Consider the following 24,157-nt stretch of genomic DNA (forward strand, 5'->3'; position numbering starts at 1 on the left):
CATCACATCTTGAGGGCAACTCCGAACGGATCAGGAACCTCATGGGTCACAACAACACCAACGCGCCCGTGATGCGCGTTCCCGAAGTGACCCGCCCCAAGCTGGAGGGCGGGAAACGCTTTGCATTGAAAAGCGAATTCGAACCGGCGGGCGACCAGCCCACGGCCATCGCCGAACTGGTGGCGGGCGTCGGCGCCGGAGAGCGCGACCAGGTGCTGCTGGGGGCCACGGGGACGGGGAAGACCTTCACCATGGCCAAGATCATCGAGGAGACGCAGCGTCCCGCGATCATCCTGGCGCCCAACAAGACGCTGGCCGCCCAGCTTTACGGCGAATTCAAGGGATTTTTTCCCGACAACGCGGTCGAGTACTTCGTCAGCTATTACGACTATTACCAGCCCGAGGCCTATGTGGCCCGCAGCGATACCTATATCGAGAAGGAATCGCAGATCAACGAGGCCATCGACCGGATGCGCCACAGCGCCACGCGGGCGTTGCTGGAACGCGATGACGTGATCATCGTGGCCTCGGTCAGCTGCATCTATGGCATCGGTTCGGTCGAGACCTATTCGGCGATGACCCAGGACATGGTCGTGGGTGAAAGCTATGACCAGCGCGAGTTCCTGGGCCAGCTGGTCGCGCAGCAGTACAAGCGGCTGGACACCAGCTTTCAGCGCGGCAGCTTTCGCGTGCGCGGCGATCTGGTCGAGGTCTGGCCCGCCCACCTTGAGGACCGCGCCTGGCGGTTTGACTTCTTCGGCAACGAACTTGAGGCGATCACCGAGTTCGATCCGCTGACCGGGGTCAAGACCGACAGCTTCAAGCAGATCCGCATCTATGCCAGCAGCCACTATGTGACGCCGCGCCCGACGCTGCAGCAGGCGATCAAGGGCATCAAGCAGGAACTGGCGATGCGCCTGAAGCAGCTGACCGAGGAGGGCAAGCTGCTGGAGGCGCAACGCCTGGAGCAGCGCACCGCCTTTGACATCGAGATGCTGGAGGCGACCGGTGTCTGCAACGGCATCGAGAACTACAGCCGCTATCTGACCGGGCGCGCGCCCGGAGAGCCGCCCCCTACGCTGTTCGAGTTCATCCCCGACAACGCGATCGTCTTTGCCGACGAAAGCCACGTGTCGGTCCCGCAGATCGGCGGCATGTACCGGGGCGACTTCCGGCGCAAGTTCACCTTGGCGGAACACGGCTTCCGCCTGCCGTCCTGCATGGACAACCGCCCGCTGAAATTCGAGGAATGGGATGCGATGCGGCCCCAGTCGGTGTTCGTGTCGGCCACGCCTGCGCAGTGGGAGATGGACCAGACCGGCGGCGTCTTCACCGAACAGATCATCCGCCCGACGGGCCTTCTGGACCCCAAGATCGAGATCCGCCCGGTCGAGATGCAGGTCGACGACCTGCTGGACGAGGTGCGCCGCGTCACCGCCGCAGGTTACCGCACGCTGGTCACCACGCTGACCAAGCGCATGGCCGAGGATCTAACCGAATACCTGCACGAGCAGGGCATCAAGATCCGCTACATGCACAGCGACATCGACACGATCGAGCGGATCGAGATCCTGCGCGACCTGCGGTTGGGCGCGTTCGACGTGCTGGTGGGCATCAACCTGCTGCGCGAGGGGTTGGACATTCCCGAATGCGGGCTGGTGGCCATTCTGGACGCCGACAAGGAAGGCTTCCTTCGGTCCGAGACGTCGCTGATCCAGACTATCGGCAGGGCGGCGCGAAATTCCGAAGGGCGGGTCATCATGTATGCCGACCGGATCACTGGCAGCATGGAACGGGCCATGGCCGAAACCGAACGGCGTCGCGCCAAGCAGATGGCCTATAACGAGGAGCACGGCATCACGCCCCAGACGGTCCGCAAGAACGTCGAGGACGTGCTGGCAGGCCTGTGGCAGGGCGACACCGACCAGTCGCGCGTGACCACGAAGGTGGACAAGCCGCTGATCGGCGCGAACCTGGCCGCCCATCTGGACGCGATGCGCACCCAGATGCGCAAGGCCGCAGAGAACCTGGAGTTCGAGGAGGCCGCACGCCTGCGCGACGAGGTCAAGCGGCTGGAGGCGGTGGACCTGGCGATCTCGGACGATCCGATGGCGCGGCAGTCGGTGATCGAGGAGGCGGCCGAGGCCGCCGTCAAGTCATCGGGCCGTTCGACTGCCGGACGGGCCGGTCAGCGGGGCGGCAACAAGCGGTCCAAGCGCGGCCGCTAGCTGCATTCCACCCGGGCGATCCAGCCCTTGGCGTCCAGGAACATGGTCAGACGCGCGGGATTGTAGTCGCGCGTCATGACGCCCTGGTTGTGCACCTCACGCTTGCGCAGGTTGGGCGGCAGGTGAACCTCTCCGATGTTGCGTCCGACCAGGGCCTGGTGCTGGGACAGGTCGCACTGGCGGGCGGGAACGTCATAAGGGCTGCCGGCGCAGGCGCCCAGGGTCAGCATCAGCAGCGACGCGCAAAGGACAGGGTGGCGAAAGGGGGTCATGATCACGTCTCTCTCATGTGACAACGGCGTGTTGGAATGCCAACGTGGGCCATGTTCAGTTGTTCCGGTGGCAAGATGATGAAACATACGGTTTGGGTGGCGATGGTGGCATTCTGGCCCGCCGTCGCGCAATCCTCGACAGACGAGGCATGGGCCGAACTGCGCGACCGCACCGTGGCGGAATGCACCCGCCTGGCGCAGGACGCGGCGCCCGACGCGGAACTGTCCGTGACCCCGAACGAATTCGGCACCGAGACCCACGCGCTGGCACTGGTCGTCGCGACGCTGCCGGACCTTCCGTCGGAACTGTCCGTCTGCCTGCTGGACAAGCAGACCGGCGCGGCGCAGCTGAGCGTTCCGTTCCAGGATCTGCCCGATACCCTGCAGCCCTGACCTGCGTCGGCATGACCGGGGCAGGGGGCTTGATCCGCCGCCCGGATTTGGCGATACAGCGGACAGTCAATCCGAAGGATCACCCATGCCCGTGCGCATCTATCAGCCCGCCCGCACCGCGATGCAGTCCGGTACCGCCAAGACCAAGGGCTGGGTGCTGGAATTCCCGCCCGCCGACGCGCGCGAGGTCGATCCGCTGATGGGCTGGACCAGCAGCGGCGACACCCAAAGCCAGGTCCGCCTGCGCTTCGACACCCGCAAGCAGGCCGAGGATTACGCCCGAGATCATGGTCTGGAATTCGTGGTGCAGGAACCGCACCGCCGTGGCACGAACATCCGCCCCCGCGGCTATGGCGAGAATTTCGCAACGGACCGCCGCGAGCCCTGGAGCCACTGAGGCCGCATCCGCTATCGACACAAAGCTTTGCTGACCGCCCTCGGGCGGTCATCTGCATTTGAGGGATATTCCATGACCGTCACGCATCTTGTCACCCATTCCGGCGGCTTTCACGCCGATGAGGTCCTGTCCACGGTCATTCTGACCCGGCTGCACCCGCAGGCGCGGATCATGCGGACGCGCGACGCCGACTGGATCACGCCTGCGGAAGGGCGGATCATCTATGACGTGGGCCGCGATTTCGATGCCGCGCGCATGATCTTCGATCACCATCAGAAATCTCCTCCGCTGCGCGACGACGGCCAGCCCTACAGTTCCTTCGGACTGATCTGGCGGCAGTTCGGGCGCGACTACCTGGCCGCGCTGCAGGTGCCCGAAGCAGATCTCGGGGCGATCCACGCGGCGATTGACGCCGACCTGGTTCTGCCCATCGACCTGGTCGACAACGGTGCGCTGTCGCCGACGGGGCCGCTTGCCGATCTGTCCCTGCCGATGCTGCTGGAGAGCCTGAAGCCCGTCTTCGATGACCGCAGCCCCGACGCCGACGACCGTGCCTTTGACGGTGCGGTCGCGATCGCCCGCGCCTTCGTCGAGGCGGCCGTGGCCCGCAAGGCCGCAAAGCATCGCGCCGAGGCCGTCGTTATGGCAGCCATCGCCGCCGCGGGCGACGGTCGGGTGCTGGAACTGCCGATGGGGATGCCGTTTCGCTCCGCCATCACGGCGGCGGGGGCGGACCATCTGCTGTTCGTGATCCATCCGCGGGACACGGACTGGGCGTTGACCGGCATCCGCCGCGATGCGGACGGGTTCGCCCTGCGCGCAGACCTGCCAGCAATCTGGGCCGGCCTGACCGATAGCGCCTTCGAGGCTGCATCGGGCGTTCCCGGGGCGCGTTTTTGTCACAATGCCCGCTTCATCGCCGTGGCCGCCGATCGCGACGCCGCTTTGCGTCTTGCCGACCTGGCGGTGGCGGCAAGCGACGTGTGACGGCTGACAGCCGGAGCCATCGGACAGCCCTGCGGTCAGGCGACTGCAGGGCACCGGATAGAATATGCAAGCTGCCGACGTGAATACGTTGCAGTCATCATCGAAGTTTGGGGAATGTTGTGCCGTCTGTCTGGCACCTGTGTGTTTAACCAAACCTACTCAAGAACTTAGAGAGGTCTGGCTCCGGCGGTAGGGATCGAACCTACGACCAATTGATTAACAGTCAACTGCTCTACCGCTGAGCTACGCCGGAACACGGGGCGGATATAGCAACCTCGGTCAGGGGCGTCCAGTGGCGTTATGGGGTTTTTTGTCATCCGGTTGAAAAAACCGTCTCGATCGTCAAAACGCCGGGAAAATCAACGGCTCGGATCTGGGACAGGGCGATCAGATGGGCCAGGACGTTGCGCGTGGCGATGGGGAGAACCGGTTCGGGCACTGCATAGATGCGGCGCGCGAGGCCCGCCGCGGAATCGGGACGGACCCGCAGGGCGGCCAGGATCTGGGACGTGCGGTCGCGGCGGTGCCGCGCCAGTTCCGCGATCCGGTCCTGCGGGGCCGTGATCGCGGGCCCGTGGGTCGGCAGCAGGACGCGCGGCGACAGTGCCGCCAGCCGTTCCAGCGAGCGGAAGTATTCCGCCAGGTCCCCATCCGGCGGAGAGATCAGCGTCGAGGACCAGCCCATCACCAGGTCGCCACAGAAGATCCGGTCACCCCATTGGAACGACAGGTGCCCTGCCGCATGACCGGGCGTGTGCCACGCGGTCAGCGACCAGTCGGGCGTGGTGATCACCTCCTGGTCGCGCAGGTGGCGGTCGGGCGCGAAGGCGTGGTCCAGCCCCTCGCCCCCGCCAAGACCCTCCAGCGCCAGACGGGACATCAGCGGCGACCGCCCTGCCAGCGCATCGCCAAAGGCCAGCACCGGGGCGCCGGTCAGGCGGGACAGGCGTGCGGCTCCGGCGCTGTGGTCGCGATGCGCGTGCGTGATCAGGATATGGCTGATGCGGCCGCGGCCGGCGCGGGCGACGGCGTCGATATGGGCGGGATCGTCGGGGCCGGGGTCGATCACCGCGACATGGCTGTCGCCCAGCAGGAAGGTGGTCGTGCCCGGCCCGGTCAGGGGGGACGGATTCGGGGCCAGGATCTGCAGCGGCTCTTTCGCAGGCGGGGTCATGGGGCTAGCCTAGCGCGCAACGCAGGAGGCCGCCATGTCGAACAATGCCGACGCCACGCAGATGCGCAAGCTGGTCCCACGGGGCCTCTATGCGCGCGCGGCGCTGATCCTGTTCCTGCCGGTCGTGGTGGTGACGACTGTGGTCAGCGTGATGTTCCTGCAGCGCCATTTCGAGGGCGTGACGCGGCAGATGACCGCCAGCATGTCGCACGAGCTGACCTTCGTCGCGCGGCTGATCGACAGTGCCGCGACGCCCGACGCGGCGCGGCGCGCCGGGGTGTCCGTGGCGCGCCCGCTGGAGCTGGAATTGGCGCTGCCGGTCGATCCGCCTGCCGAGGATCGGCGGCTGTTCTATGATTTTTCGGGACGGGTGGTGACCGAGGTGCTGCGCGACGCGCTGCCGCAGGTGATCTCGGTCGATCTGGCCAGCAGCGACCGGCGGGTGTCGGTGGCGCTGGACGGGCCGCACGGACCCTATGCGCTGAGCTTCGAGCGGCGGCGGGTCAGCGCGTCGAACCCGCACCAGCTGCTGGTGCTGATGGTGTTCACGTCGGTCCTGATGACGGGGATCGCGATGATCTTCCTGCGCAACCAGCTGCGCCCGATCCGGCGGCTGGCCTATGCGGCCGAGGAATACGGCAAGGGGCGGATCGTGCCCTATCGCCCGTCCGGGGCGGTCGAGCTGCGCAGCGCGGGCACCGCGTTTCTGGACATGCGCAACCGGCTGGAGCGCCAGAACGACCAGCGCAAGCTGATGATGTCGGGAATCAGCCACGACCTGCGCACGCCGCTGACGCGGATGAAGCTGGGGCTGTCGATGATCGGGCCCGACATGCCGCCTGAGCCCGGTGACATCAGCGCGATGGAGGCCGACATCGCGGAGATGAACCGCATGGTCGACGGCTTTCTGGACTATGCCCGCGACGACGCGCAGGACAGCGCGCCCCAGCCCATCGCCGCCGCGGGTTTCCTGGAGGGCCTGGTCGCGGACGCGCAACGCGCCGGCCAGCAGGCCAGCCTGGTCCAATTCGAGGGCGATCGGGACGGGTTGGCCACCTTTCGCCCCGACATGCTGCGCCGTGCGCTGGAGAACCTGATCGGCAACGCGGTGCGTTACGGCAGCCGGGCCGAGATGGACGCCTCGCTTGGCCCGCGCAGCCTGCGGATCGGGATCGAGGATGACGGCCCCGGCATCCCGGAGGACAGCCTGGACGCGGCGATGCGGCCCTTTACCCGGCTGGATCCGTCGCGGCGCAGGAACAGCGCGCAGGGGGCCGGGCTGGGCCTGGCCATCGCCGCGGACGTGGCGCGCGCGCATGGCGGGCAGCTGCGGCTTGGGCGCGGCCCGCGTCTGGGCGGTCTGCGGGCCGAGATCGTCATTCCGCGCTGACGAAATAGGTGGCATTGTTGCGGTCATATTGAACGCGGGGGGCGACACCCCTAGATTGATCGCATGCAGAGGCCGCGCGTCGCCATGACGGGGCCGCGGCTTCGGGCAGAAAGGACATACCATGACGGAATTCACCACCCAGACCTATCCGGTGCTGCCCCTGCGGGATATCGTCGTCTTCCCGCACATGATCGTTCCCCTGTTCGTCGGACGCGAGAAATCGGTCCGCGCGCTGGAGGCCGTGATGGAATCGGACAGCCCGATCCTGCTGGCCGCCCAGAAGGACGCGGCCATCGACGAACCCACCGAGGAGGGCATCTTCCGCGCCGGTGTTCTGGCCAACGTGCTGCAGTTGCTCAAGCTGCCGGACGGCACCGTGAAGGTGCTGGTCGAGGGCCGCGAGCGTGTCGAGATCACCGACTTCGTGCCCCATGACGACCATTTCATGGCCGAGGCCCGTGTCCTGGACGAAACGATGGGCGACGAGGCCACGGTGGCCGCGCTGGTGCGCACCGTGACCGAGGAGTTCGAGCGTTACGTCAAGGTCCGCAAGAACATCCCCGAGGAGGTCGTGACCGCCGTGTCCGAGGCGTCCGAGCCCGGCAAGCTGGCCGACCTTGTCGCTGGACACATGGGCATCGACCTGGAGCGCAAGCAGGACCTGCTGGACACGCTGGAGGTCGCGGCACGCCTTGAGAAGATTTATGGCCACATGCAGGGAGAGATGTCTGTCCTGCAGGTTGAGAAGAAGATCAAGTCGCGCGTCAAGACCCAGATGGAGAAGACACAGCGTGAGTACTATCTGAACGAGCAGATGAAGGCGATCCAGAAGGAGCTGGGCGACGGCGAGGACGGCCAGAACGAGCTGGCCGAACTGGAGCAGAAGATTGCCGCCACCAAGTTCAGCAAGGAGGCCCGCGACAAGGCCGACAGCGAGCTGAAGAAGCTGAAGTCGATGTCACCCATGTCGGCCGAAGCGACCGTCAGCCGCAACTACTTGGACTGGCTGCTGTCGCTGCCCTGGGGCGTCAAGTCGCGCACCCGCAAGGATCTTAGCCGCGCCGAGGCGATCCTGGACGCCGACCACTATGGCCTGGACAAGGTCAAGGAGCGGATCGTCGAGTATCTGGCCGTGCAGGCCCGCAGCCAGAAGCTGAAGGGCCCGATCCTGACGCTGGTCGGTCCTCCGGGCGTGGGCAAGACCTCGCTTGGACGGTCCATCGCCAAGGCGACGGGGCGCGAGTTCATCCGCATCAGCCTTGGCGGCGTGCGCGACGAGAGCGAGATCCGCGGTCATCGCCGGACCTATATCGGGTCCATGCCGGGCAAGATCATCCAGGCGCTGAAGAAGGCCAAGACGACCAACCCGCTGATCCTTCTGGATGAGATCGACAAGATGGGCCAGGATTTCCGGGGCGATCCGGCATCCGCCATGCTGGAGGTGCTGGATCCGGAACAGAACTCGACCTTCGTGGACCACTATCTTGAGGTGGAATACGATCTGTCGAACGTGATGTTCGTGACCACGGCCAACAGCTACAACATGCCTGGCCCGCTTCTGGACCGCATGGAGATCATCAGCCTGTCGGGCTATACCGAGGATGAAAAGCGCGAGATCGCCAAGGGCCACCTGCTGTCCAAGCAGATCGCCGCGAACGGTCTGCGCAAGGGAGAGTTCAGCGTCTCGGACGAGGCCCTGACCCACATGATCCGGTATTACACCCGCGAGGCCGGGGTTCGCTCGCTGGAGCGCGAGATCGCCAAGCTGGCCCGCAAGGCCGTGACCGAGATCTTGAAGGGCAGGGTCAAATCGGTCGAGGTGACGCCGGAGAAGGTCGAGGAATACCTTGGCGTGCGCCGCCACCGCTATGGCTTGGCCGAGAAGGAGGACCAGGTCGGCGTGGTGACGGGTCTTGCCTGGACCTCGGTCGGGGGCGATCTGCTGCAGATCGAGGCGCTGCGCCTGCCGGGCAAGGGTCGCGTCAAGACCACCGGCAAACTGGGCGAGGTGATGAAGGAATCGATCGACGCGGCGTCCAGCTTCGTGCGCTCGATCGCGCCGGATATCGGGGTCAGGCCCCCGGAATTCGACAAGCGCGACATCCACGTCCACGTCCCCGAGGGCGCCACGCCCAAGGATGGACCGTCGGCGGGCATCGCCATGGTAACCTCGGTCGTGTCGGTCATGACCGGAATCGCGGTCCGCAAGGACATCGCCATGACCGGCGAGGTGACGCTGCGCGGCAATGTGCTGGCCATTGGCGGGCTGAAGGAGAAGCTGCTGGCGGCCCTGCGTGGCGGTATCAAGACGGTGCTGATCCCGCAGGACAATGAAAAGGATCTGGTCGAGATCCCGGACAACGTCAAACAGGGGCTGACCATCATTCCGGTCAGCAACGTGCGCGAGGTTCTGCGCCACGCCCTGGTGCGCCAACCCAAGGCCATCGAATGGGACGAGGCCGCCGAAGAGGCGGCCGAGGCCGCGCGGCTAGCCAACCATCGCGGCAGCGATGGGCAGGGCAGCGCCGTCGCGCACTGACAGGGAGAGGGCCGGGGCAATCCCCGGCCCTTTTTCCATGGTGCGGGCAAGCGTTAACAAAGATTGACGCAACGTCAAATCGCGCTAGGCTGATCCCATCATTGCCTGACGGGGGGGAACAGCAATGCCAGCCGAAATCATCGGGGCCGACGGCCCGACGCCCGTGCTGCACGATCCGCATGTGGCGATCGTCGTTCAGAAGCGCGACTTCATCGACCGCGTTGTGGCCGCGACGGGCGCCCGGCGCACCGATGCGCGCCCGATCATCGAGGCGACGCTGGCGCAGCTTGGCATGGTCCTGTCCGCCGGGCACACCCTGGCGGTGCCGCCCCTGGGGCGGGCGCGAATCAATCTGGAGCGTGACGCCCGCGGCGGCGATGTCATCACGCTGCGACTGCGCCGCCGTGCCCCCCCACCGGCCTGATGGCGTGGAAAACAGCTAGTCGAAACGCGCATCGCCCTCTTGCAACCGGCTGCGGCTGGCGGTAATGACCAGCCCGACGGGTGATTAGCTCAGTGGTAGAGCGCTTCGTTCACATCGAAGATGTCAGGGGTTCAAATCCCTTATCACCCACCATTTCCCTTGCCGGTTTGCGCTTTTCGCCGCGGGCGCCTATATCGGCGGCCTTGACCCGCAATCCCGGACCGCCCATGCCCGACCCGATCAGTGATGCCGCGCGCCTTTCGGTCGCGCCGATGATGGACTGGACCGACCGCAATTGTCGGCGGTTCCACCGGCTGATGTCGCGCCGTGCGCTGCTGTACACCGAGATGGTGACCGCGCCGGCGATCATCCACGGCGACCGGCCGCGCCTGCTGGATCACGACGCCGCCGAACACCCGGTGGCGCTGCAATTGGGCGGATCGGACCCCGCGGAACTGGCCCAGGCCACGCGCCTGGCCGCCCCCTGGGGTTATGACGAGATCAACCTGAACTGCGGCTGTCCAAGCGACCGCGTGCAGTCCGGAGCCTTTGGTGCGATCCTGATGACCACGCCGCAGGTGGTCGCCGATTGCGTGGCGGCCATGCAGGACGTCGGCGCCGTGCCCGTGACCGTCAAGTGCCGCATCGGGGTGGACGACCAGCAGGCCGAACAGGTGCTGCCCGAATTTCTGGACATACTGCAGCGCACGGGCATCCGGCGGGTGACGATCCACGCGCGCAAGGCCTGGCTGAAGGGCCTGAGTCCCAAGGAAAACCGCGAGGTTCCGCCGCTGGACTATCCGCTGGTCCACGCGATGAAGGCGCAGTTCCCGGCGCTGCATCTGTCGATCAACGGCGGCATCGCGACGCTGGATCAGGCCCGCGACCAGCTGGCGGTGATGGACGGGGCGATGATCGGCCGCGCGGCCTATCACGAACCGTGGAACATCCTGGGCGGCGCGGATGCGCTGTGGGGCGACGTTCCGCCCTTTGCCGCCCCGGCCGAGGTCGCCGTGGCGATGCGCCCGATGATCGTTGACCACATCGCCAAAGGCGGGCGGCTACACCAGTTCACGCGGCACATGCTGGGCCTGTTCCACGGTCAGCCCGGCGCCCGCGCCTGGAAGCGCACCCTGTCCGAGGGGGCGTCCAAGGGCGGGATCGAGGTCTATGACGCGGCCCTGGCGCAGGTGACCGAGGCCGCGCTGGCCTAACCGGCGGTCTTCTCCGCGACCTTGGCCGCGTTCCACAGGCGGTCCATCTCGGCCAGGTCGCTGTCCTCGGGGCGGCGGCCGTCGGCGGCCAGCGCGGCCTCGATGGCGGCGAAGCGGCGCGTGAACTTGGCGTTGGCGCGGCGCAGGGCCAGTTCGGGGTCGATCTTCAGGTGGCGGCCCAGATTGGCCATCACGAACAGCAGGTCGCCGAACTCCTCCTCCATCGCGTCGGGGCCCAGGGTATCGCGGGCCTCGACCAGCTCGGCCGTTTCCTCGGTGATCTTGTCCAGGACGTCCGCAGGGCCGGGCCAGTCAAAGCCCACGCGCGCCGCCCGGTTCTGCAGCTTAAGCGCCCGCGTCAGTGCGGGCAGGCCCAGGGCGACCCCGTCCAGCGTGCCGCGTTCGGCCTTGCCGGCCCGTTCGACGGCCTTGATCGCCTCCCAGTCCTCGACCTGCTGTTCGGCGGACTTGTCGCGGGATTCGTCGCCGAAGACATGCGGATGCCGGAAGATCAGCTTGTCGCTGATCGCGGCGGCACAGTCGGCGAAATCGAACATCCCGGCCTCGCGCGCCATCTGGGCGTGAAACACCACCTGCAGCAGCAGGTCGCCCAGCTCTCCGGGCAGCTCGTCCCAGGCCTGGCGCTGGATCGCGTCCTCGACCTCGTGGGCCTCCTCGATCGTGTAGGGCGCGATCGAGGCGAAGTCCTGTTCGATGTCCCAGGGGCAGCCGGTCCTGGGGTCGCGCAGCGCGGCCATGATGTCCAGCAGGCGCGTGATCTGCGCGGCGGGGTCGAGGGTCATTGCAATTCCCTTCGTCAGGCGGAAGATGGCCCATCGACTGCCACAGCATAAGGCCCAAGTCCACATGCCCGTCCTGAACCGCATCGCCGATTTCGCAGATCAGATGACCGAATGGCGCCGCCACCTGCACCAGCATCCCGAACTGGGCTTCGACTGCGGCCAGACCGCCGCGTTCGTCGCGGCGCGCCTGCGCGAGTTCGGCGTGGACGAGATCCACGAGGGGATCGGCCGCACCGGCATCGTGGCGATCATCCGCGGGCAGGGAGAGGGCCCGACCATCGGCCTGCGCGCCGACATGGACGCTCTGCCCATGACCGAGACGACGGGCCTTCCCTGGGCCTCGACCGTGGCGGGGCGGATGCATGCCTGCGGGCATGACGGGCACACGACGATGCTGCTTGGGGCCGCGAAGTACCTGGCCGAGACGCGCAACTTTGCCGGCCGCGTCGCGCTGATCTTCCAGCCCGCCGAGGAGAACGGCGGCGGCGGCGACGCGATGGTCCAGGACGGTATGATGGACCGTTTTGCCATCGAACGCGTCTTTGCGATGCACAACAATCCCGGCCAGCAGACCGGCAGCTTCCAGACCACCCCCGGTCCGATCATGGCCGCCGTTGACACGTTCGAGATCGACGTGCAGGGCCGCGGCGGGCACGGCGCGATGCCGCACCTGACCGCCGACCCGATCGTGGCCGCCGTGGCGGTGGTCAGCGCGATCCAGACGATCAGCAGCCGCAACCACCATACCGCCGACGACCTGGCCCTGTCGGTCACCCAGATCCACACCGGCAGCGCCGACAACATCGTGCCGGACACGGCCTATATCTGCGGGACGGTGCGGACTTTTGCGCCCCATGTGCGCGACATGGTGCGCCGCCGCATGACCCAGATCTGCGACGGGCAGGCCCAGGCCTATGACGTGGAGATCCGCCTGAACTATCAGGAAGGCTATCCCGCGACGGTCAACGATGCCGAACAGACGGCCTTTGCCGTGCGCGTCGCAAAGGAGATCGCCGGCCCCGCCAATGTCGATCCCGACGCCGGCCGCGAGATGGGGGCCGAGGATTTCAGCTATATGCTGAACGCGCGGCCCGGCTGCTATCTGTTCCTGGGTCAGGGGGACGGCGCGGGGGTCCATCACCCGGCCTACGACTTCAACGACGCGATCTCTCCGGTCGGGGCCAGCTTCTTCGCGCGGCTGGTCGAACGGGCGCAGCCGGCGCAACCCTGATCACAAGGACGTTCGCTGCCCTTGCCCGCAAGGCGGCGGGCGCTTTCTTGCCAAGGGCGGACAGCGCGGCTAGGTTGCGCGCCAATCCTGACGCGGCCCCGGTCGCGCCCCCAGACCGAAAGGACCCTTGATGTTCGTGACCCCCGCCTATGCCCAAGCCGCCGGCGGCGCCGGTGCCGGTGCCGCATTCGCGCAGTTCATCCCGCTGATCCTGATCTTCGCGATCATGTACTTCCTGATGATCCGCCCCCAGCAGAAGCGTCTGAAGGCACATCGCACGATGGTCGAGAACGTCAAGAAGGGCGACCGCGTCGTCACCCAGGGCGGCATCCTGGGCAAGGTCGTGTCGGTTGGCGAGGACGAGCTGGAGGTCGAGATCGCGACCGGCGTGCGTGTCCGCGTGATCCGCAGCACCCTGGCACAGGTCGTCACCAAGACCGAACCTGTCGCCGCAAACAGCTGAAAAGGCCCTAGCCAAGATGCTTCAGATCGACCGATGGAAGCGCGTCCTGATTTTCGGGATCTGCCTTCTGGGCCTGCTATATGCCTTGCCCAACGCCTTCTACGCCCGCGTCGAGGCGCATAACGATGCCGTGGCCCAGATCGAGGCCACCGGCGTCGAGACGCCCGAACTGGCCGCGGCGCGGGATGGGTGGCCGTCGTGGATGCCGTCGCATCTGGTCAATCTGGGGCTGGACCTGCGCGGTGGCGCCCATCTGCTGGGCGAGGTGCAGGTCGACCAGGTCTACAAGTCGCGCATGGATGCGCTGTGGCCAGAACTGCGCCGCGCGCTGTCGGATGCCCGCGACACCGTCGGATCGGTCCGCCGCGTGGCCTCCCCCGACGGCGTCCTGGCCATCGAGATCGGCAATGCCGACCAGATGGCCGCCGCGACCGAGATCGTGCGCGGATTCTCCACGCCCGTCACCACGCTGACCGGCGCGGGCCAGCAGTCGCTGGCCATCAGCACCCAGGGCGCGACCCTGACCATCCAGCTGTCGGATGCCGAAAAGGCCGTCACCGACGACCGCACGATCCAGCAATCGCTGGAGATCGTGCGCCGCCGCGTCGACGAGGTCGGCACGCGTGAACCCACCATCACCCGCCAGGGCGAGGACCGCATCCTGATCCAGGTGCCGGGCATCGGATCGGCCGCGGAACTCAAGGAGCTGATCGGCACCACCGCGCAGCTGACCTTCAACCCGGTCGTGGGCACCACCGCCGACCCGCAGGCCCAGCCCGGCGTCGGCCAGACGATCGCGCCGTCCATCGACCAGCCGAACCTGTTCTATATCCTGGAGCAAAGCCCCGTCGTCACCGGCGAGGATCTGGTGGACGCCATGCCCGCCAGCGACGAGAACGGCCTGCCTTCGGTCAACTTCCGCTTCAACCCGACGGGGGCGCGGGCGTTCGGGGCCTATACCTCGGCCAATATCGGCCAGCCCTTCGCGATCGTCCTGGACAACGAGGTCATCTCGGCCCCGGTCATCCGCTCGGCGATCACCGGCGGATCGGGCCAGATCTCGGGCTCGATGGACTTCGACCAGGCGAACCAGCTGTCGATCCTGCTGCGCGCCGGCGCCCTGCCGGCCGAGCTGACCTTCCTTGAGGAACGCACCATCGGCCCCGAACTGGGCCAGGACAGCATCGAGGCCGGGCGCATCTCGGCCATCGTTGCCACCGGGCTGGTCGCGGCCTACCTGATCGCCAGCTATGGCCTGTTCGGCGTGTTCGCCTCGATCGCGGTCGCGGTCAACGTCATCCTGATCCTGTCGATCATGAGCATGATGGGCGCAACCCTGACCCTGCCGGGCATCGCGGGCATCGTCCTGACGGTGGGTACCGCGGTCGACGCCAACGTCATCATCTTCGAGCGCATCCGCGAGGAGCTGCGCCGCGCCAAGCGGCCGTTCCGCGCCATCGAGGACGGTTTCCGCGAAGCGATGAGCGCGATCATGGACGCCAACGTCACCAGCTTCATCGCGGCCGCGGTCATGTTCTATCTGGGCTCGGGCCCGGTCAAGGGCTTTGCCGTCACGCTGACCATCGGTCTGGTCACCTCGGTCTTCACGGCGATCTTCCTGACGCGCCTGATGATCCTCACCTGGCTGGAATGGCGCAAGCCCGTCCAGCTGAACCTGTAAGGGGGACGCAATCATGGCCTTCCGTCTGAAACTGGTCCCCGACGTCACCCGGATCGACTTCTTCCGCTGGCAGTGGCTGACCGTCGGGGCGTCCGCCGTGGCGGTGGTCGTGTCGATCCTGGCCACGATCTTCATGGGGCTGAACTACGGCATCGATTTCCGGGGCGGCACGACGATCCGCACCGAAAGCACCACCGCCTTCGACATCGGCGACTATCGCCAGGCGCTGGACGGCATGGGTTTCAGCGACGTGTCCATCACCGAGGTGTTCGACCCGTCCTTCGGGGCCGACCGACACGTCGCCATGGTCCGCATCGGCACGACGGACGAGGCCGGATCGGTCTCTCCCGAGCAGCTGGCCGAGGTCGAGGCCGCGTTGCAGCAGGTCGATCCGCAGGTGACTTTCGCCTCGGTCGAATCCGTCGGACCCAAGGTGTCGGCCGAACTGATCCGCACCGCCATCATGGCGGTGGCGGCGGCGACCGTGGGCATCCTTCTCTACATCTGGCTGCGGTTCGAATGGCAGTTCGCGGTCGGCGCCGTGGTGTCGCTTCTGCATGACATCATCCTGACCGTCGGCATCTTCGCGCTGTTCCAGATGAAGTTCGACCTGACGACCATCGCGGCGCTGCTGACGACATTGGGCTTCTCGGTCAACGATACCGTCGTGGTCTTCGACCGGCTGAGGGAGAACCTGATCAAGTTCAAGACGATGAAGCTGATCGACGTCATGAACCTGACCGTGAACGAGACGCTGTCGCGGACCGTCATGACTGCGGTGACCACCGCCATCGCGCTGACCGCGATGCTGGTTCTGGGCGGCGACGTGGTGCGCGGGTTCGTCTTTGCGATGCTGTGGGGCGTGTTCGTGGGCACCTATTCCACGGTCTATGTCGCCAAAAGCGTCGTTCTGTGGCTGGGCGTGAAACGCGACTGGTCCAAGGACGGCGATGGTCCCAAGAAGAACGTGTCCCCCTTCGAGGGCGCCGAGGAGGTCTGATGCCCGCCCTGACGCCCACGGATTTCACCGGCCAGAACGCGGTCGACGGCTATGGACCCGGCTTCTTCCGCATTGCCGGAAAGGTCCATCAGGGTGCGCAGGTGGTCGAGGCTGACCGTGTGACGCCTTGGGGCGGGCTGGACGATCCCGGCCCGCTGCTGGCGCTGGCCGGGCGCGTGGACGTGCTGTTCCTGGGCCTTGGGGCGCAGGTCGGTTATGCCCCGCGCGACCTGGCGGCGCAGCTGGACGCGCTTGGCGTGCGGGTCGAGGCGATGGCCTCGGCCACTGCGGCACGCACCTACAACGTCACCCTGTCCGAAGGGCGGCGCGTCGCCTGCGCCCTGATCCCCGTGTGAGCCTGCTGGCCGTCCATGACCTTGCCGTGGCGCGCGGAGGTCTGCGGACGGTCGAGGGCGTCAGCTTTGCCCTGGACCCCGGTCAGGCGCTGATCCTGCGCGGCCCGAACGGGCTGGGCAAGACCACGCTGCTGCGCACGGTCGCGGGGCTGCAATCCCCCGTCACGGGGCGGATCGACATGGCCGACGACGTCGTCGCCTATGCCGCCCATGCCGACGGGCTGAAACCGGCGCTGACGGCGCGCGAGAACCTGACATTCTGGGCACGGGTCTTTGGCGGTCAGGGCGTCGAGCGGGCCTTGGCCGAGATGGACCTGACCACGCTGGCCACGCGTCCCGCCGCGGCGCTGTCGGCGGGGCAGAAACGCAGGCTGGGGCTGGCCCGGCTGCTGGTCACGGGCCGTCCGCTGTGGGTGCTGGACGAGCCCACGGTGTCGCTGGATGCCGCCTCGGTCGCGCGCTTCGCGCAGGTGGTGGCCGACCATCTGGGGCAGGGCGGTGCGGCGCTGATCGCCACGCATATCGACCTGACCCTGCCGCAGGCGCGCGTCCTGGACCTGACCCCGTTCCGCGCCCGACCCGGTGCGCCCATCGCGCGGCCGTCCGGCTTCAACGAGGCGTTCGGATGATCGCGCTCTTGATCCGCGACCTGCGTCTGGCCACGCGGGCGGGCGGTGGGTTTGGCCTGGGCGTCGCGTTCTTCCTGATCCTGTCGGCGCTGGTGCCCTTTGGTGTCGGTCCGGACCGTGCGACGCTGGCCCCAGTAGCGCCGGGCATCCTGTGGGTCGGGGCGCTGCTGGCATGCCTTCTGTCGCTGGACCGCATCTTTGCGCTGGATCACGAGGACGGCAGCCTGGACCTGCTGGCCACCGCCCCCCTGCCGCTGGAGGGGGCGGTCGCGATCAAGGCCCTGGCCCATTGGATCACCACCGGCCTGCCGCTGGTGCTGGCCGCCCCGATCTTCGGGCTGCTGCTGCATCTGCCGATGCAGGCCGTGCCGGCGCTGGTGCTGTCGCTGGCCCTGGGCACGCCGGCGCTGTCGATGCTGGGGGCCTTCGGAGCGGCGATTACCGTCGGGCTGCGCCGGGGGGGGCTGCTTTTGTCGCTGTTGGTCCTGCCGCTGTATATCCCCACACTGATCTTCGGCGCCGAGATCACCCGCCGCGGGGTCGAGGGGCAGGCCATCGGCACGCCGCTGGTGTTCCTGGCGGGCATCACGCTGGCCGTGCTGGCGCTGATCCCGCTGGCGGCAGCGGCGGCGCTGCGGGTCAATCTGCGGTGAGACGCCCTTGAGGGCGCGGGGAAAACAGGGAATACACGGACACATGTCGATCTGGGAATACGCAAACCCCGCCAAGTTCATGCGCACCACCGAAGGGGCCTTGCCCTGGCTGGTCGGCAGCGCCGCGATCTGCTGCGTGGGCGGGGTGGTCTGGGGGTTCCTGACGCCCGAAGATTTCCGGCAGGGATCGACGGTCAAGATCGTCTTCCTGCACGTGCCCGCCGCGATGATGGCCATCAACATCTGGGTGATGATGCTGGTCGCGTCGCTGATCTGGATCATCCGCCGCCATCATGTCAGCGCCTTGGCGGCCCGCGCCGCAGCCCCCATCGGGGCGGTGATGACGCTGATTGCGCTGGCGACCGGGGCTATCTGGGGCCAGCCGATGTGGGGGACGTGGTGGGAATGGGACCCGCGCCTGACCTCGTTCCTGATCCTGTTCCTGTTCTACATCGGCTATATCGCGCTCTGGGCATCGGTCGAGGATCCCGACAGCGCCGCCGACCTGACGGGCGTGCTGTGCCTGGTGGGGTCGGTCTTTGCGCTGCTGTCGCGCTATGCCGTGCTGTTCTGGAACCAGGGCCTGCACCAGGGCGCCAGCCTGTCCGTCGCCCCCGGAGAGCGAATGTCCGCGGTCTATCGCCACCCGCTGTACCTGTCGATGCTGGGGTTCTTCCTGCTGACGCTGGCGCTGATCCTGATCCGCACCAGAACCGAAATCCGCAAGCGCCGCCTGGCCGCGCTGCAAGCCAGGGAGATGCGCGCATGATCGATCTTGGACGGTATGCCGGCACCGTGCTGGCCGCCTATGGGGTCAGCATCGTGCTGATCGCGGGGCTGGTCTGGCACACCGTCGCGGCCAATGCCCGCGCCCGCCGCGCCCTGCAGGAGTTCGAGCGCAATGGCTAGGATCGCGCCGCTGATGCTGCTGCCCCCGCTGGCCTTCGCGGCGCTGGCCGCGACCTTCCTGTGGGGCATGAACCGCGACGATCCGGGCAGCGTGCCGTCGGCCATGATCGGGCGCCAGGCGCCGCCCGTGCCGGCCACGACCCTGCCCGGCAAGACCCAGCTGACCGACGCGATGCTGCGCGAGCCGGGGGTCAAGCTGGTGAACTTCTGGGCAAGCTGGTGCCCGCCCTGCCGGATCGAACATCCGACCCTGATGGCGCTGTCCGAACAGCTGCCCGTCTATGGCGTCGATCTGCGCGATGTCGAGGCCAACGCGCTGCAGTTCCTGTCAGCCGACGGCGACCCCTTCGCGGCGCTGGCGACCGATCCGCGCGGACGGGCAGCCATCGACTGGGGCGTGACCGCGCCGCCGGAAACTTTCATCGTCGATGGCGACGGGACGGTTCTGTACCGGTTCGCTGGCCCGCTGGTCGATGCCGATTACCAGACGCGATTCCTGCCGGAACTGGAACGCGCACTGGCCGACCAGGACTAGGCCGCTTGCACCCAGTCCCCTTGCGCGACATGCTGACCCAAAGGCACGCACAAATAGGGGAGACGACAGATGACACGGACAGGTCTGGCACTGGCGCTGCTGATGGGCAGCACCACCTGGGGCATGGCCCAGCAGGCGACCGACGCGATCGCGCCCGAGGCCGCGTCGGGGACGCAGGTCGCGACCGAAGGCTTTGGTGATCTGACGCAGGCCGCCCGCGACGGGCTTGCCGCCAAGGCCGAGGGTCGCCCGGTTACCGCCCCCGACTGGATGATCAGCGCTGCCCACCCGCTGGCCGTGCAGGCCGGCGCCCGCGTGTTGGAACAGGGCGGCAGTGCGGCCGACGCGATGGTCGCGGTCCAGGTCGTGCTTGGCCTGGTGGAACCGCAAAGCTCTGGCCTCGGCGGCGGGGCGTTTCTTGTCTGGTACGACGCCGCCACGGGCGAGGTGACCACGCTGGACGGCCGAGAGACCGCGCCGATGGCCGTGACCCCCACGCTGTTCCAGGATGACCAGGGTCAGCCGCTGGACTTCATGGAGGCGGTGGTGGGCGGTCGGTCCGTCGGCACCCCCGGCACGCCGCGACTGCTGGAGACAGCACATCGCAAATGGGGGCGCGCCAACTGGGCCGGGCTGTTCCAGGACGGCATCGATCTGGCCCAGAACGGGTTCACGGTGTCGCCGCGGCTGGCCTCGCTGGTCGCGTCCGAAGGCGATGCCCTGGCCCGCTATCCGGCGACGACGGACTATTTCTTTCCCGGCGGTCAACCCGTCGCGCAGGGGGCGACGCTGACCAACACCGCCTATGCCGACACGCTGCGGGCGCTGGCCCGCGACGGTGCGGATGCCTTCTATGACGGTCCCATCGCGGACCAGATCGTCGCGGCGGTCCGCGGGGCCGAGGACAATCCGGGCCTGCTGACCCGGTCCGACCTGTCGGCCTATCGCGTCGTGGAGCGTCCGGCGGTCTGCGTCGCGTATCGCGATCACGACGTCTGCGGCATGGGGCCGCCGTCCTCCGGGGGGCTGACGGTAGGGCAGATCCTGGGGATGCTGGGCGGCTATGACCTGGCTTCGCTTGGCGCCGAAAGTCCAGAGGCGTGGCGCCTGATTGGCGACGCCTCGCGTCTGGCCTTCGCCGATCGGGGCCGCTTCATGGCGGATGCCGATCATGTGGCGATGCCGACCCAAGGGTTGATCGACCCGGCCTATCTGGACGAACGCGCAGCCCTGCTGCAGGGCGACGACAGCCTGCCCGAGGTCACCGCCGGCCAGCCGGGGTGGAGCCATGCCGCCCTGTGGGGTCAGGACAGCGCGCTGGAACTGCCCTCGACCACCCATATCTCGATCGTGGATGGCGACGGGAATGCGCTGTCGATGACCACCACCATCGAGAACGGTTTCGGGTCGCGGGTGATGGCGGCGGGGTTCCTGCTGAACAACGAGCTGACCGATTTCAGCTTCGAGACGCATGACGCCGACGGCTGGCCCATCGCCAACGCCATCGCGCCGGGCAAGCGGCCGCGGTCGTCGATGGCGCCGACCATCGTGCTGAAGGACGACGCCCCGGTGATGGTGATCGGATCGCCGGGCGGCAGCCGGATCATCGGCTATGTCGCGCGGGCCATCGTGGCGCATCTGGACTGGGGCCTGGACATCCAGGCCGCCGTGGCCGGGCCGAACCTGGTGAACCGTTTCGGCCCGATGGACGTCGAGGCGGGGCTGCCCGCGGCCTTGACCGACGGGCTGACCGCGATGGGGTTCGAGCTGAACGAGACCGAGCTGACGTCGGGCCTGCAGGGGATCGTGGTCACCCCCGACGGGTTGCAGGGCGGCGCCGACCCGCGCCGCGAGGGTGTCGCCATCGGCGGCTGATCCGCGTCGGGCGGGGGGCTGTCCGCGCGTCGGTCCTCGCGGGGGTTTTCGGCAACAAAGATGCCCGCCCCGCCGTGGTCGGCGCCCATCTTGGCCTTGGTCATGAAAAAACCCCCGGCGCGGTGCCGGGGGTTTCCTTTTCGCAGCGCGGGCCGATCAGGCGGCGGCGAGGTTGCGCAGCACATAGTGCAGCACGCCACCGTTCTTCAGATAGTCGATCTCGACCTCGGTATCGACGCGGGCCTTCAGCTGGATCGTCTTTTCGGTGCCGTCGGCGTATTTGATCGTGCAGGGTACCATCGACAGCGGCTTGAAGTCGCCGGCCAGCCCCTCGATCGTCACGACCTCGTCGCCGGTCAGGTTCAGCGAATGGCGGGTGTCGCCGTTGGTGAACTCGAACGGGATGACGCCCATGCCGACCAGGTTCGACCGGTGGATCCGCTCGAAGGATTCCGCGACCACGGCCTTGACGCCCAGCAGGTTGGTGCCCTTGGCCGCCCAGTCACGCGACGAACCCGCGCCGTATTCCTTGCCGCCGAAGATCACCAGAGGGGTGTCCTGTTCGACATAGGACATCGCGGCGTCATAGATCGCAGCCTGGTTGCCCGACGCGTCCTTGGAGTAGCCGCCCTCGACCCCGTCCAGCATCTCGTTGCGGATGCGGATGTTGGCGAAGGTGCCGCGCATCATGATCTCGTGGTTGCCGCGGCGCGAGCCGTAGCTGTTGAAATCGCGCGGCGAGACCTGGCGCTCCGTCAGGTACTTGCCCGCCGGGGTGGTGGGCTTGAACGAACCTGCGGGGCTGATGTGGTCGGTCGTGATCATGTCGCCCAGCAGCGCCAGGACGCGGGCGCCCTTGACGTCGCTGATCGTGCCCGCATCCTTGGACATGCCCTGGAAATAGGGCGGGTTTTGGATGTAGGTCGACGAGGCCGGCCAGTCATAGGTCTCGCTGTCGGTGATCTCGACGCCCTGCCAGCGCTCGTCGCCCTTGAAGACGTCGGCGTATTTCGCCTGGAACATCTCGCGGGTGACGATGGTGTCGACCAGGTCCGCAACCTCCTTGGAGGTGGGCCAGATGTCCTTCAGGTAGACCGGCTTGCCGTCCGGCGTGTGCGCCAGCGGGTCCTTGGTCACGTCGATGTTCATGTCGCCCGCGATGGCATAGGCCACGACCAGCGGGGGGCTGGCCAGATAGTTCGCACGGACGTCCGGGCTGATGCGCCCTTCGAAGTTGCGGTTGCCCGACAGGACCGACACGGCGACCAGGTCGTTGTCGTTCACGGCCTTCGAGATCTCGGGCTGCAGCGGGCCCGAGTTGCCGATGCAGGTGGTGCAGCCGAAGCCCACCAGGTTGAAGCCCAGGGCGTCCAGGTCTTCCTGCAGGTTCGCGGCCTTGAGGTATTCCTCGACCACCTGCGAGCCGGGTGCCAGCGAGGTCTTGACCCAGGGCTTGCGGGTCAGGCCCAGGGCGCGCGCCTTGCGGGCGACCAGGCCCGCGGCCATCAGCACATATGGGTTCGAGGTGTTGGTGCAGGAGGTGATCGAGGCGATCACGACCGAACCGTCACGCAGGGTATAGTCCTCGCCCTCGACGGCACCGCTGTTCAGGTGGCCGTGGCTGCCGCCGGGGATTTCCTCGGGCGCGGGATCGGGGGATCCGGCTTCCTCGGTCATCTCGGCCTTCTCCTCGGCCGGGACGGACGGTGCCGGGCGGATGCCGCGGATGTATTCGCCGAAGGCGGTCGCGGCCTCGGTCAGGGGGACGTGGTCCTGCGGGCGCTTGGGCCCCGAGATCGCCGGGACGACCGTGCTCTGGTCCAGCTCCAGCGTCGAGGAGTAGACGGGCGCATAATCCGCCGTGCGCCAGAATCCGTTCTCCTTGGCATAGGCCTCGACCAGGGCGATGCGGTCCTCCTCGCGGCCGGTCTGGCGCAGATAGCGCAGCGTCTCGTCGTCGATCGGGAAGAAGCCACAGGTGGCGCCGTATTCGGGGGCCATGTTGGCGATGGTCGCACGGTCGGCCAGCGGCATGTGGTCCAGCCCCTCGCCGTAGAACTCGACGAACTTGCCGACGACGCCGTGGGCGCGCAGCATCTGGGTGACCTTCAGCACCAGGTCGGTGGCGGTGACGCCCTCGCGCAGCGCGCCGGTGACCTTGAAGCCCACGACCTCGGGGATCAGCATCGAGATCGGCTGGCCCAGCATCGCGGCCTCGGCCTCGATCCCGCCCACGCCCCAGCCCAGGACGGCCAGGCCGTTGACCATGGTGGTGTGGCTGTCGGTGCCGACCAGCGTGTCGGGATAGGCGACGGTCTTGCCGTTCTGGTCCGTGTCGGTCCAGACGGTCTGGGCCAGGTATTCCAGGTTCACCTGGTGGCAGATGCCGGTGCCGGGCGGGACCACGCGGAAGTTGTTGAACGCCTTCTGGCCCCATTTCAGGAACGTGTAACGCTCCATGTTGCGCTCGTATTCCAGTTCGACGTTGCGCTGGAAGGCGCGGGGGGTGCCGAATTCGTCGATCATGACCGAGTGGTCGATGACCAGGTCGACCGGGTTCAGCGGGTTGATCTGCTGCGGGTCGCCGCCAAGCGCCTTGATGCCGTCGCGCATCGCGGCCAGATCGACCACCGCCGGAACGCCGGTGAAGTCCTGCATCAGCACGCGGGCCGGGCGATAGGCGATCTCGCGGCTGGACTTGCCGCCGTCGGTGGCCCATTGCGCGAATGCCTTGACGTCGTCGACGGACACGGTGCGGCCGTCATCCTCAAAGCGCAGCATGTTCTCCAACACGACCTTCAGTGCGGCCGGCAGTTTCGAAAAGTCGCCAAGCCCCGCCTCGGTGGCGGCGGCGATCGAGTAATAGTCGACGCTCTGCGCGCCCGCGCTCAGCGTGCGGCGCGTCTTGGCGGTGTCGGTTCCGGTCTGGATGGGCATCAAGGCCTCCCTGTCTGCAAGAATGGATGGGTCCGGCGTGTGCCTTGCTTTGCCCCATCGGGGGGCA

23 protein-coding genes and 2 tRNA genes are annotated in these 24,157 nt (G+C 67.3%); 20 read left to right on the forward strand and 5 right to left on the reverse strand.

The features are described from left to right. Positions 1-41 precede the first annotated feature (41 nt). Positions 42-2,228 carry an excinuclease ABC subunit UvrB gene (gene uvrB / locus FHD67_RS02145; protein ID WP_139597686.1) on the forward strand — a complete coding sequence of 729 codons (2,187 nt, stop codon included), beginning with the start codon at positions 42-44 and terminating at the stop codon, positions 2,226-2,228. On the opposite strand, the gene FHD67_RS02150 is transcribed toward uvrB, so the two are convergent. After that, positions 2,225-2,500, reverse strand: a complete 276-nt coding sequence (locus tag FHD67_RS02150; protein ID WP_176695028.1) for an I78 family peptidase inhibitor — start codon at positions 2,498-2,500, stop codon at positions 2,225-2,227. The two genes, uvrB and FHD67_RS02150, sit on opposite strands and share 4 nt — an antisense overlap. Positions 2,501-2,575: 75 nt before the next feature. Here FHD67_RS02150 and FHD67_RS02155 point away from each other — a divergent pair, with 75 nt between their 5' ends. The 3 genes from FHD67_RS02155 (at position 2,576) to FHD67_RS02165 (ending at position 4,277) form a co-directional block, all read left to right on the forward strand. Further along, the gene (locus tag FHD67_RS02155) at positions 2,576-2,893 is read left to right on the forward strand and encodes a hypothetical protein (protein ID WP_139597688.1); all 318 of its coding nucleotides are present in this window, start codon (positions 2,576-2,578) and stop codon (positions 2,891-2,893) included. A gap of 85 nt (positions 2,894-2,978) precedes the next feature. Next, entirely contained in the window at positions 2,979-3,290 is a 312-nt protein-coding gene (locus FHD67_RS02160) for an ETC complex I subunit (RefSeq protein ID WP_042248244.1), read from the forward strand. A gap of 72 nt (positions 3,291-3,362) precedes the next feature. Further along, positions 3,363-4,277: an MYG1 family protein gene (locus FHD67_RS02165; protein ID WP_139597689.1), complete on the forward strand. Its 915-nt coding sequence runs from the start codon at positions 3,363-3,365 to the stop codon at positions 4,275-4,277. Positions 4,278-4,455: 178 nt separating this feature from the next. Here FHD67_RS02165 and FHD67_RS02170 read toward each other — a convergent pair. Next, a tRNA-Asn gene (locus FHD67_RS02170) sits at positions 4,456-4,530 on the reverse strand. A 60-nt stretch (positions 4,531-4,590) separates the two neighbouring features. Beyond that, the gene (locus FHD67_RS02175; RefSeq protein WP_139597690.1) at positions 4,591-5,451 is read right to left on the reverse strand and encodes an MBL fold metallo-hydrolase; all 861 of its coding nucleotides are present in this window, start codon (positions 5,449-5,451) and stop codon (positions 4,591-4,593) included. 34 nt (positions 5,452-5,485) lie between these two features. On the opposite strand from FHD67_RS02175, the gene FHD67_RS02180 reads away from it, so the two are divergent. The 5 genes from FHD67_RS02180 (at position 5,486) to dusA (ending at position 11,018) form a co-directional block, all read left to right on the forward strand. Then, a complete protein-coding gene (locus FHD67_RS02180; protein ID WP_240542524.1) occupies positions 5,486-6,841 on the forward strand; it encodes an ATP-binding protein in 1,356 nt (451 codons plus the stop codon). A gap of 121 nt (positions 6,842-6,962) precedes the next feature. Further along, a complete protein-coding gene (gene lon / locus FHD67_RS02185) occupies positions 6,963-9,380 on the forward strand; it encodes an endopeptidase La (protein WP_139597691.1) in 2,418 nt (805 codons plus the stop codon). A 124-nt stretch (positions 9,381-9,504) separates the two neighbouring features. Next, positions 9,505-9,804 (forward strand): hypothetical protein, encoded by a 300-nt coding sequence (locus FHD67_RS02190; protein WP_045999535.1) that lies wholly within the window; start codon positions 9,505-9,507, stop codon positions 9,802-9,804. A 78-nt stretch (positions 9,805-9,882) separates the two neighbouring features. After that, positions 9,883-9,957 (forward strand) — tRNA-Val (locus FHD67_RS02195). A 74-nt stretch (positions 9,958-10,031) separates the two neighbouring features. Continuing rightward, positions 10,032-11,018: a tRNA dihydrouridine(20/20a) synthase DusA gene (gene dusA, locus FHD67_RS02200; RefSeq protein ID WP_139597692.1), complete on the forward strand. Its 987-nt coding sequence runs from the start codon at positions 10,032-10,034 to the stop codon at positions 11,016-11,018. Here the strand turns inward: dusA and mazG are convergent. Continuing rightward, positions 11,015-11,821 (reverse strand): nucleoside triphosphate pyrophosphohydrolase, encoded by an 807-nt coding sequence (mazG, locus tag FHD67_RS02205; protein WP_139597693.1) that lies wholly within the window; start codon positions 11,819-11,821, stop codon positions 11,015-11,017. The genes dusA and mazG overlap by 4 nt on opposite strands. Before the next feature lie 64 nt (positions 11,822-11,885). On the opposite strand from mazG, the gene FHD67_RS02210 reads away from it, so the two are divergent. The 11 genes from FHD67_RS02210 (at position 11,886) to ggt (ending at position 21,153) form a co-directional block, all read left to right on the forward strand. Beyond that, positions 11,886-13,052: a M20 aminoacylase family protein gene (locus tag FHD67_RS02210; protein WP_045999532.1), complete on the forward strand. Its 1,167-nt coding sequence runs from the start codon at positions 11,886-11,888 to the stop codon at positions 13,050-13,052. Positions 13,053-13,182: 130 nt separating this feature from the next. Then, the gene (gene yajC / locus FHD67_RS02215; RefSeq protein ID WP_045981124.1) at positions 13,183-13,515 is read left to right on the forward strand and encodes a preprotein translocase subunit YajC; all 333 of its coding nucleotides are present in this window, start codon (positions 13,183-13,185) and stop codon (positions 13,513-13,515) included. 16 nt (positions 13,516-13,531) lie between these two features. Further along, positions 13,532-15,196 carry a protein translocase subunit SecD gene (gene secD / locus FHD67_RS02220; protein WP_045981125.1) on the forward strand — a complete coding sequence of 555 codons (1,665 nt, stop codon included), beginning with the start codon at positions 13,532-13,534 and terminating at the stop codon, positions 15,194-15,196. 13 nt (positions 15,197-15,209) lie between these two features. Continuing rightward, the gene (gene secF, locus FHD67_RS02225; protein WP_139597694.1) at positions 15,210-16,196 is read left to right on the forward strand and encodes a protein translocase subunit SecF; all 987 of its coding nucleotides are present in this window, start codon (positions 15,210-15,212) and stop codon (positions 16,194-16,196) included. Continuing rightward, positions 16,196-16,552, forward strand: coding sequence for an Mth938-like domain-containing protein (locus FHD67_RS02230; RefSeq protein WP_045999530.1), 357 nt, complete (start codon positions 16,196-16,198; stop codon positions 16,550-16,552). Before secF ends, FHD67_RS02230 begins: the two co-directional genes overlap by 1 nt. Beyond that, complete coding sequence (gene ccmA / locus FHD67_RS02235) at positions 16,549-17,181, forward strand: heme ABC exporter ATP-binding protein CcmA (RefSeq protein WP_045999529.1); 633 nt, start codon at positions 16,549-16,551, stop codon at positions 17,179-17,181. Before FHD67_RS02230 ends, ccmA begins: the two co-directional genes overlap by 4 nt. Then, positions 17,178-17,834 (forward strand): heme exporter protein CcmB, encoded by a 657-nt coding sequence (ccmB, locus tag FHD67_RS02240; RefSeq protein ID WP_045981129.1) that lies wholly within the window; start codon positions 17,178-17,180, stop codon positions 17,832-17,834. Before ccmA ends, ccmB begins: the two co-directional genes overlap by 4 nt. Positions 17,835-17,877: 43 nt before the next feature. After that, on the forward strand, positions 17,878-18,603 hold the full coding sequence (locus tag FHD67_RS02245) for a heme ABC transporter permease (protein WP_045981130.1): 726 nt from the start codon (positions 17,878-17,880) through the stop codon (positions 18,601-18,603). Further along, positions 18,600-18,743 (forward strand): heme exporter protein CcmD, encoded by a 144-nt coding sequence (gene ccmD / locus FHD67_RS02250; RefSeq protein WP_045981131.1) that lies wholly within the window; start codon positions 18,600-18,602, stop codon positions 18,741-18,743. Before FHD67_RS02245 ends, ccmD begins: the two co-directional genes overlap by 4 nt. Continuing rightward, positions 18,736-19,278 carry a DsbE family thiol:disulfide interchange protein gene (locus FHD67_RS02255; protein WP_232303264.1) on the forward strand — a complete coding sequence of 181 codons (543 nt, stop codon included), beginning with the start codon at positions 18,736-18,738 and terminating at the stop codon, positions 19,276-19,278. Before ccmD ends, FHD67_RS02255 begins: the two co-directional genes overlap by 8 nt. A gap of 69 nt (positions 19,279-19,347) precedes the next feature. Next, entirely contained in the window at positions 19,348-21,153 is a 1,806-nt protein-coding gene (ggt, locus tag FHD67_RS02260) for a gamma-glutamyltransferase (RefSeq protein ID WP_139597695.1), read from the forward strand. A gap of 156 nt (positions 21,154-21,309) precedes the next feature. On the opposite strand, the gene acnA is transcribed toward ggt, so the two are convergent. After that, positions 21,310-24,090 carry an aconitate hydratase AcnA gene (acnA, locus tag FHD67_RS02265; RefSeq protein WP_045999526.1) on the reverse strand — a complete coding sequence of 927 codons (2,781 nt, stop codon included), beginning with the start codon at positions 24,088-24,090 and terminating at the stop codon, positions 21,310-21,312. Positions 24,091-24,157 lie beyond the last annotated feature (67 nt).

It is taken from the genome of Paracoccus haeundaensis, from assembly GCF_006239215.1.
Lineage (GTDB): Bacteria > Pseudomonadota > Alphaproteobacteria > Rhodobacterales > Rhodobacteraceae > Paracoccus > Paracoccus marcusii.

Bases quoted from the DNA above. Each gene is read 5' to 3' on its own strand.
- mazG (WP_139597693.1), bottom strand. From the start codon at position 11,821: ATGACCCTCGACCCCGCCGCGCAGATCACGCGCCTGCTGGACATCATG.
- FHD67_RS02210 (WP_045999532.1), top strand. From the start codon at position 11,886: ATGCCCGTCCTGAACCGCATCGCCGATTTCGCAGATCAGATGACCGAA.
- FHD67_RS02255 (WP_232303264.1), top strand. From the start codon at position 18,736: ATGGCTAGGATCGCGCCGCTGATGCTGCTGCCCCCGCTGGCCTTCGCG.
- FHD67_RS02190 (WP_045999535.1), top strand. From the start codon at position 9,505: ATGCCAGCCGAAATCATCGGGGCCGACGGCCCGACGCCCGTGCTGCAC.
- FHD67_RS02155 (WP_139597688.1), top strand. From the start codon at position 2,576: ATGATGAAACATACGGTTTGGGTGGCGATGGTGGCATTCTGGCCCGCC.
- ccmD (WP_045981131.1), top strand. From the start codon at position 18,600: ATGATCGATCTTGGACGGTATGCCGGCACCGTGCTGGCCGCCTATGGG.
- uvrB (WP_139597686.1), top strand. From the start codon at position 42: ATGGGTCACAACAACACCAACGCGCCCGTGATGCGCGTTCCCGAAGTG.
- FHD67_RS02175 (WP_139597690.1), bottom strand. From the start codon at position 5,451: ATGACCCCGCCTGCGAAAGAGCCGCTGCAGATCCTGGCCCCGAATCCG.
- lon (WP_139597691.1), top strand. From the start codon at position 6,963: ATGACGGAATTCACCACCCAGACCTATCCGGTGCTGCCCCTGCGGGAT.
- ccmB (WP_045981129.1), top strand. From the start codon at position 17,178: ATGATCGCGCTCTTGATCCGCGACCTGCGTCTGGCCACGCGGGCGGGC.
- secF (WP_139597694.1), top strand. From the start codon at position 15,210: ATGGCCTTCCGTCTGAAACTGGTCCCCGACGTCACCCGGATCGACTTC.
- acnA (WP_045999526.1), bottom strand. From the start codon at position 24,090: ATGCCCATCCAGACCGGAACCGACACCGCCAAGACGCGCCGCACGCTG.
- dusA (WP_139597692.1), top strand. From the start codon at position 10,032: ATGCCCGACCCGATCAGTGATGCCGCGCGCCTTTCGGTCGCGCCGATG.
- ggt (WP_139597695.1), top strand. From the start codon at position 19,348: ATGACACGGACAGGTCTGGCACTGGCGCTGCTGATGGGCAGCACCACC.
- FHD67_RS02230 (WP_045999530.1), top strand. From the start codon at position 16,196: ATGCCCGCCCTGACGCCCACGGATTTCACCGGCCAGAACGCGGTCGAC.
- FHD67_RS02150 (WP_176695028.1), bottom strand. From the start codon at position 2,500: ATGACCCCCTTTCGCCACCCTGTCCTTTGCGCGTCGCTGCTGATGCTG.
- FHD67_RS02165 (WP_139597689.1), top strand. From the start codon at position 3,363: ATGACCGTCACGCATCTTGTCACCCATTCCGGCGGCTTTCACGCCGAT.
- yajC (WP_045981124.1), top strand. From the start codon at position 13,183: ATGTTCGTGACCCCCGCCTATGCCCAAGCCGCCGGCGGCGCCGGTGCC.
- FHD67_RS02160 (WP_042248244.1), top strand. From the start codon at position 2,979: ATGCCCGTGCGCATCTATCAGCCCGCCCGCACCGCGATGCAGTCCGGT.
- secD (WP_045981125.1), top strand. From the start codon at position 13,532: ATGCTTCAGATCGACCGATGGAAGCGCGTCCTGATTTTCGGGATCTGC.
- FHD67_RS02245 (WP_045981130.1), top strand. From the start codon at position 17,878: ATGTCGATCTGGGAATACGCAAACCCCGCCAAGTTCATGCGCACCACC.
- FHD67_RS02180 (WP_240542524.1), top strand. From the start codon at position 5,486: ATGTCGAACAATGCCGACGCCACGCAGATGCGCAAGCTGGTCCCACGG.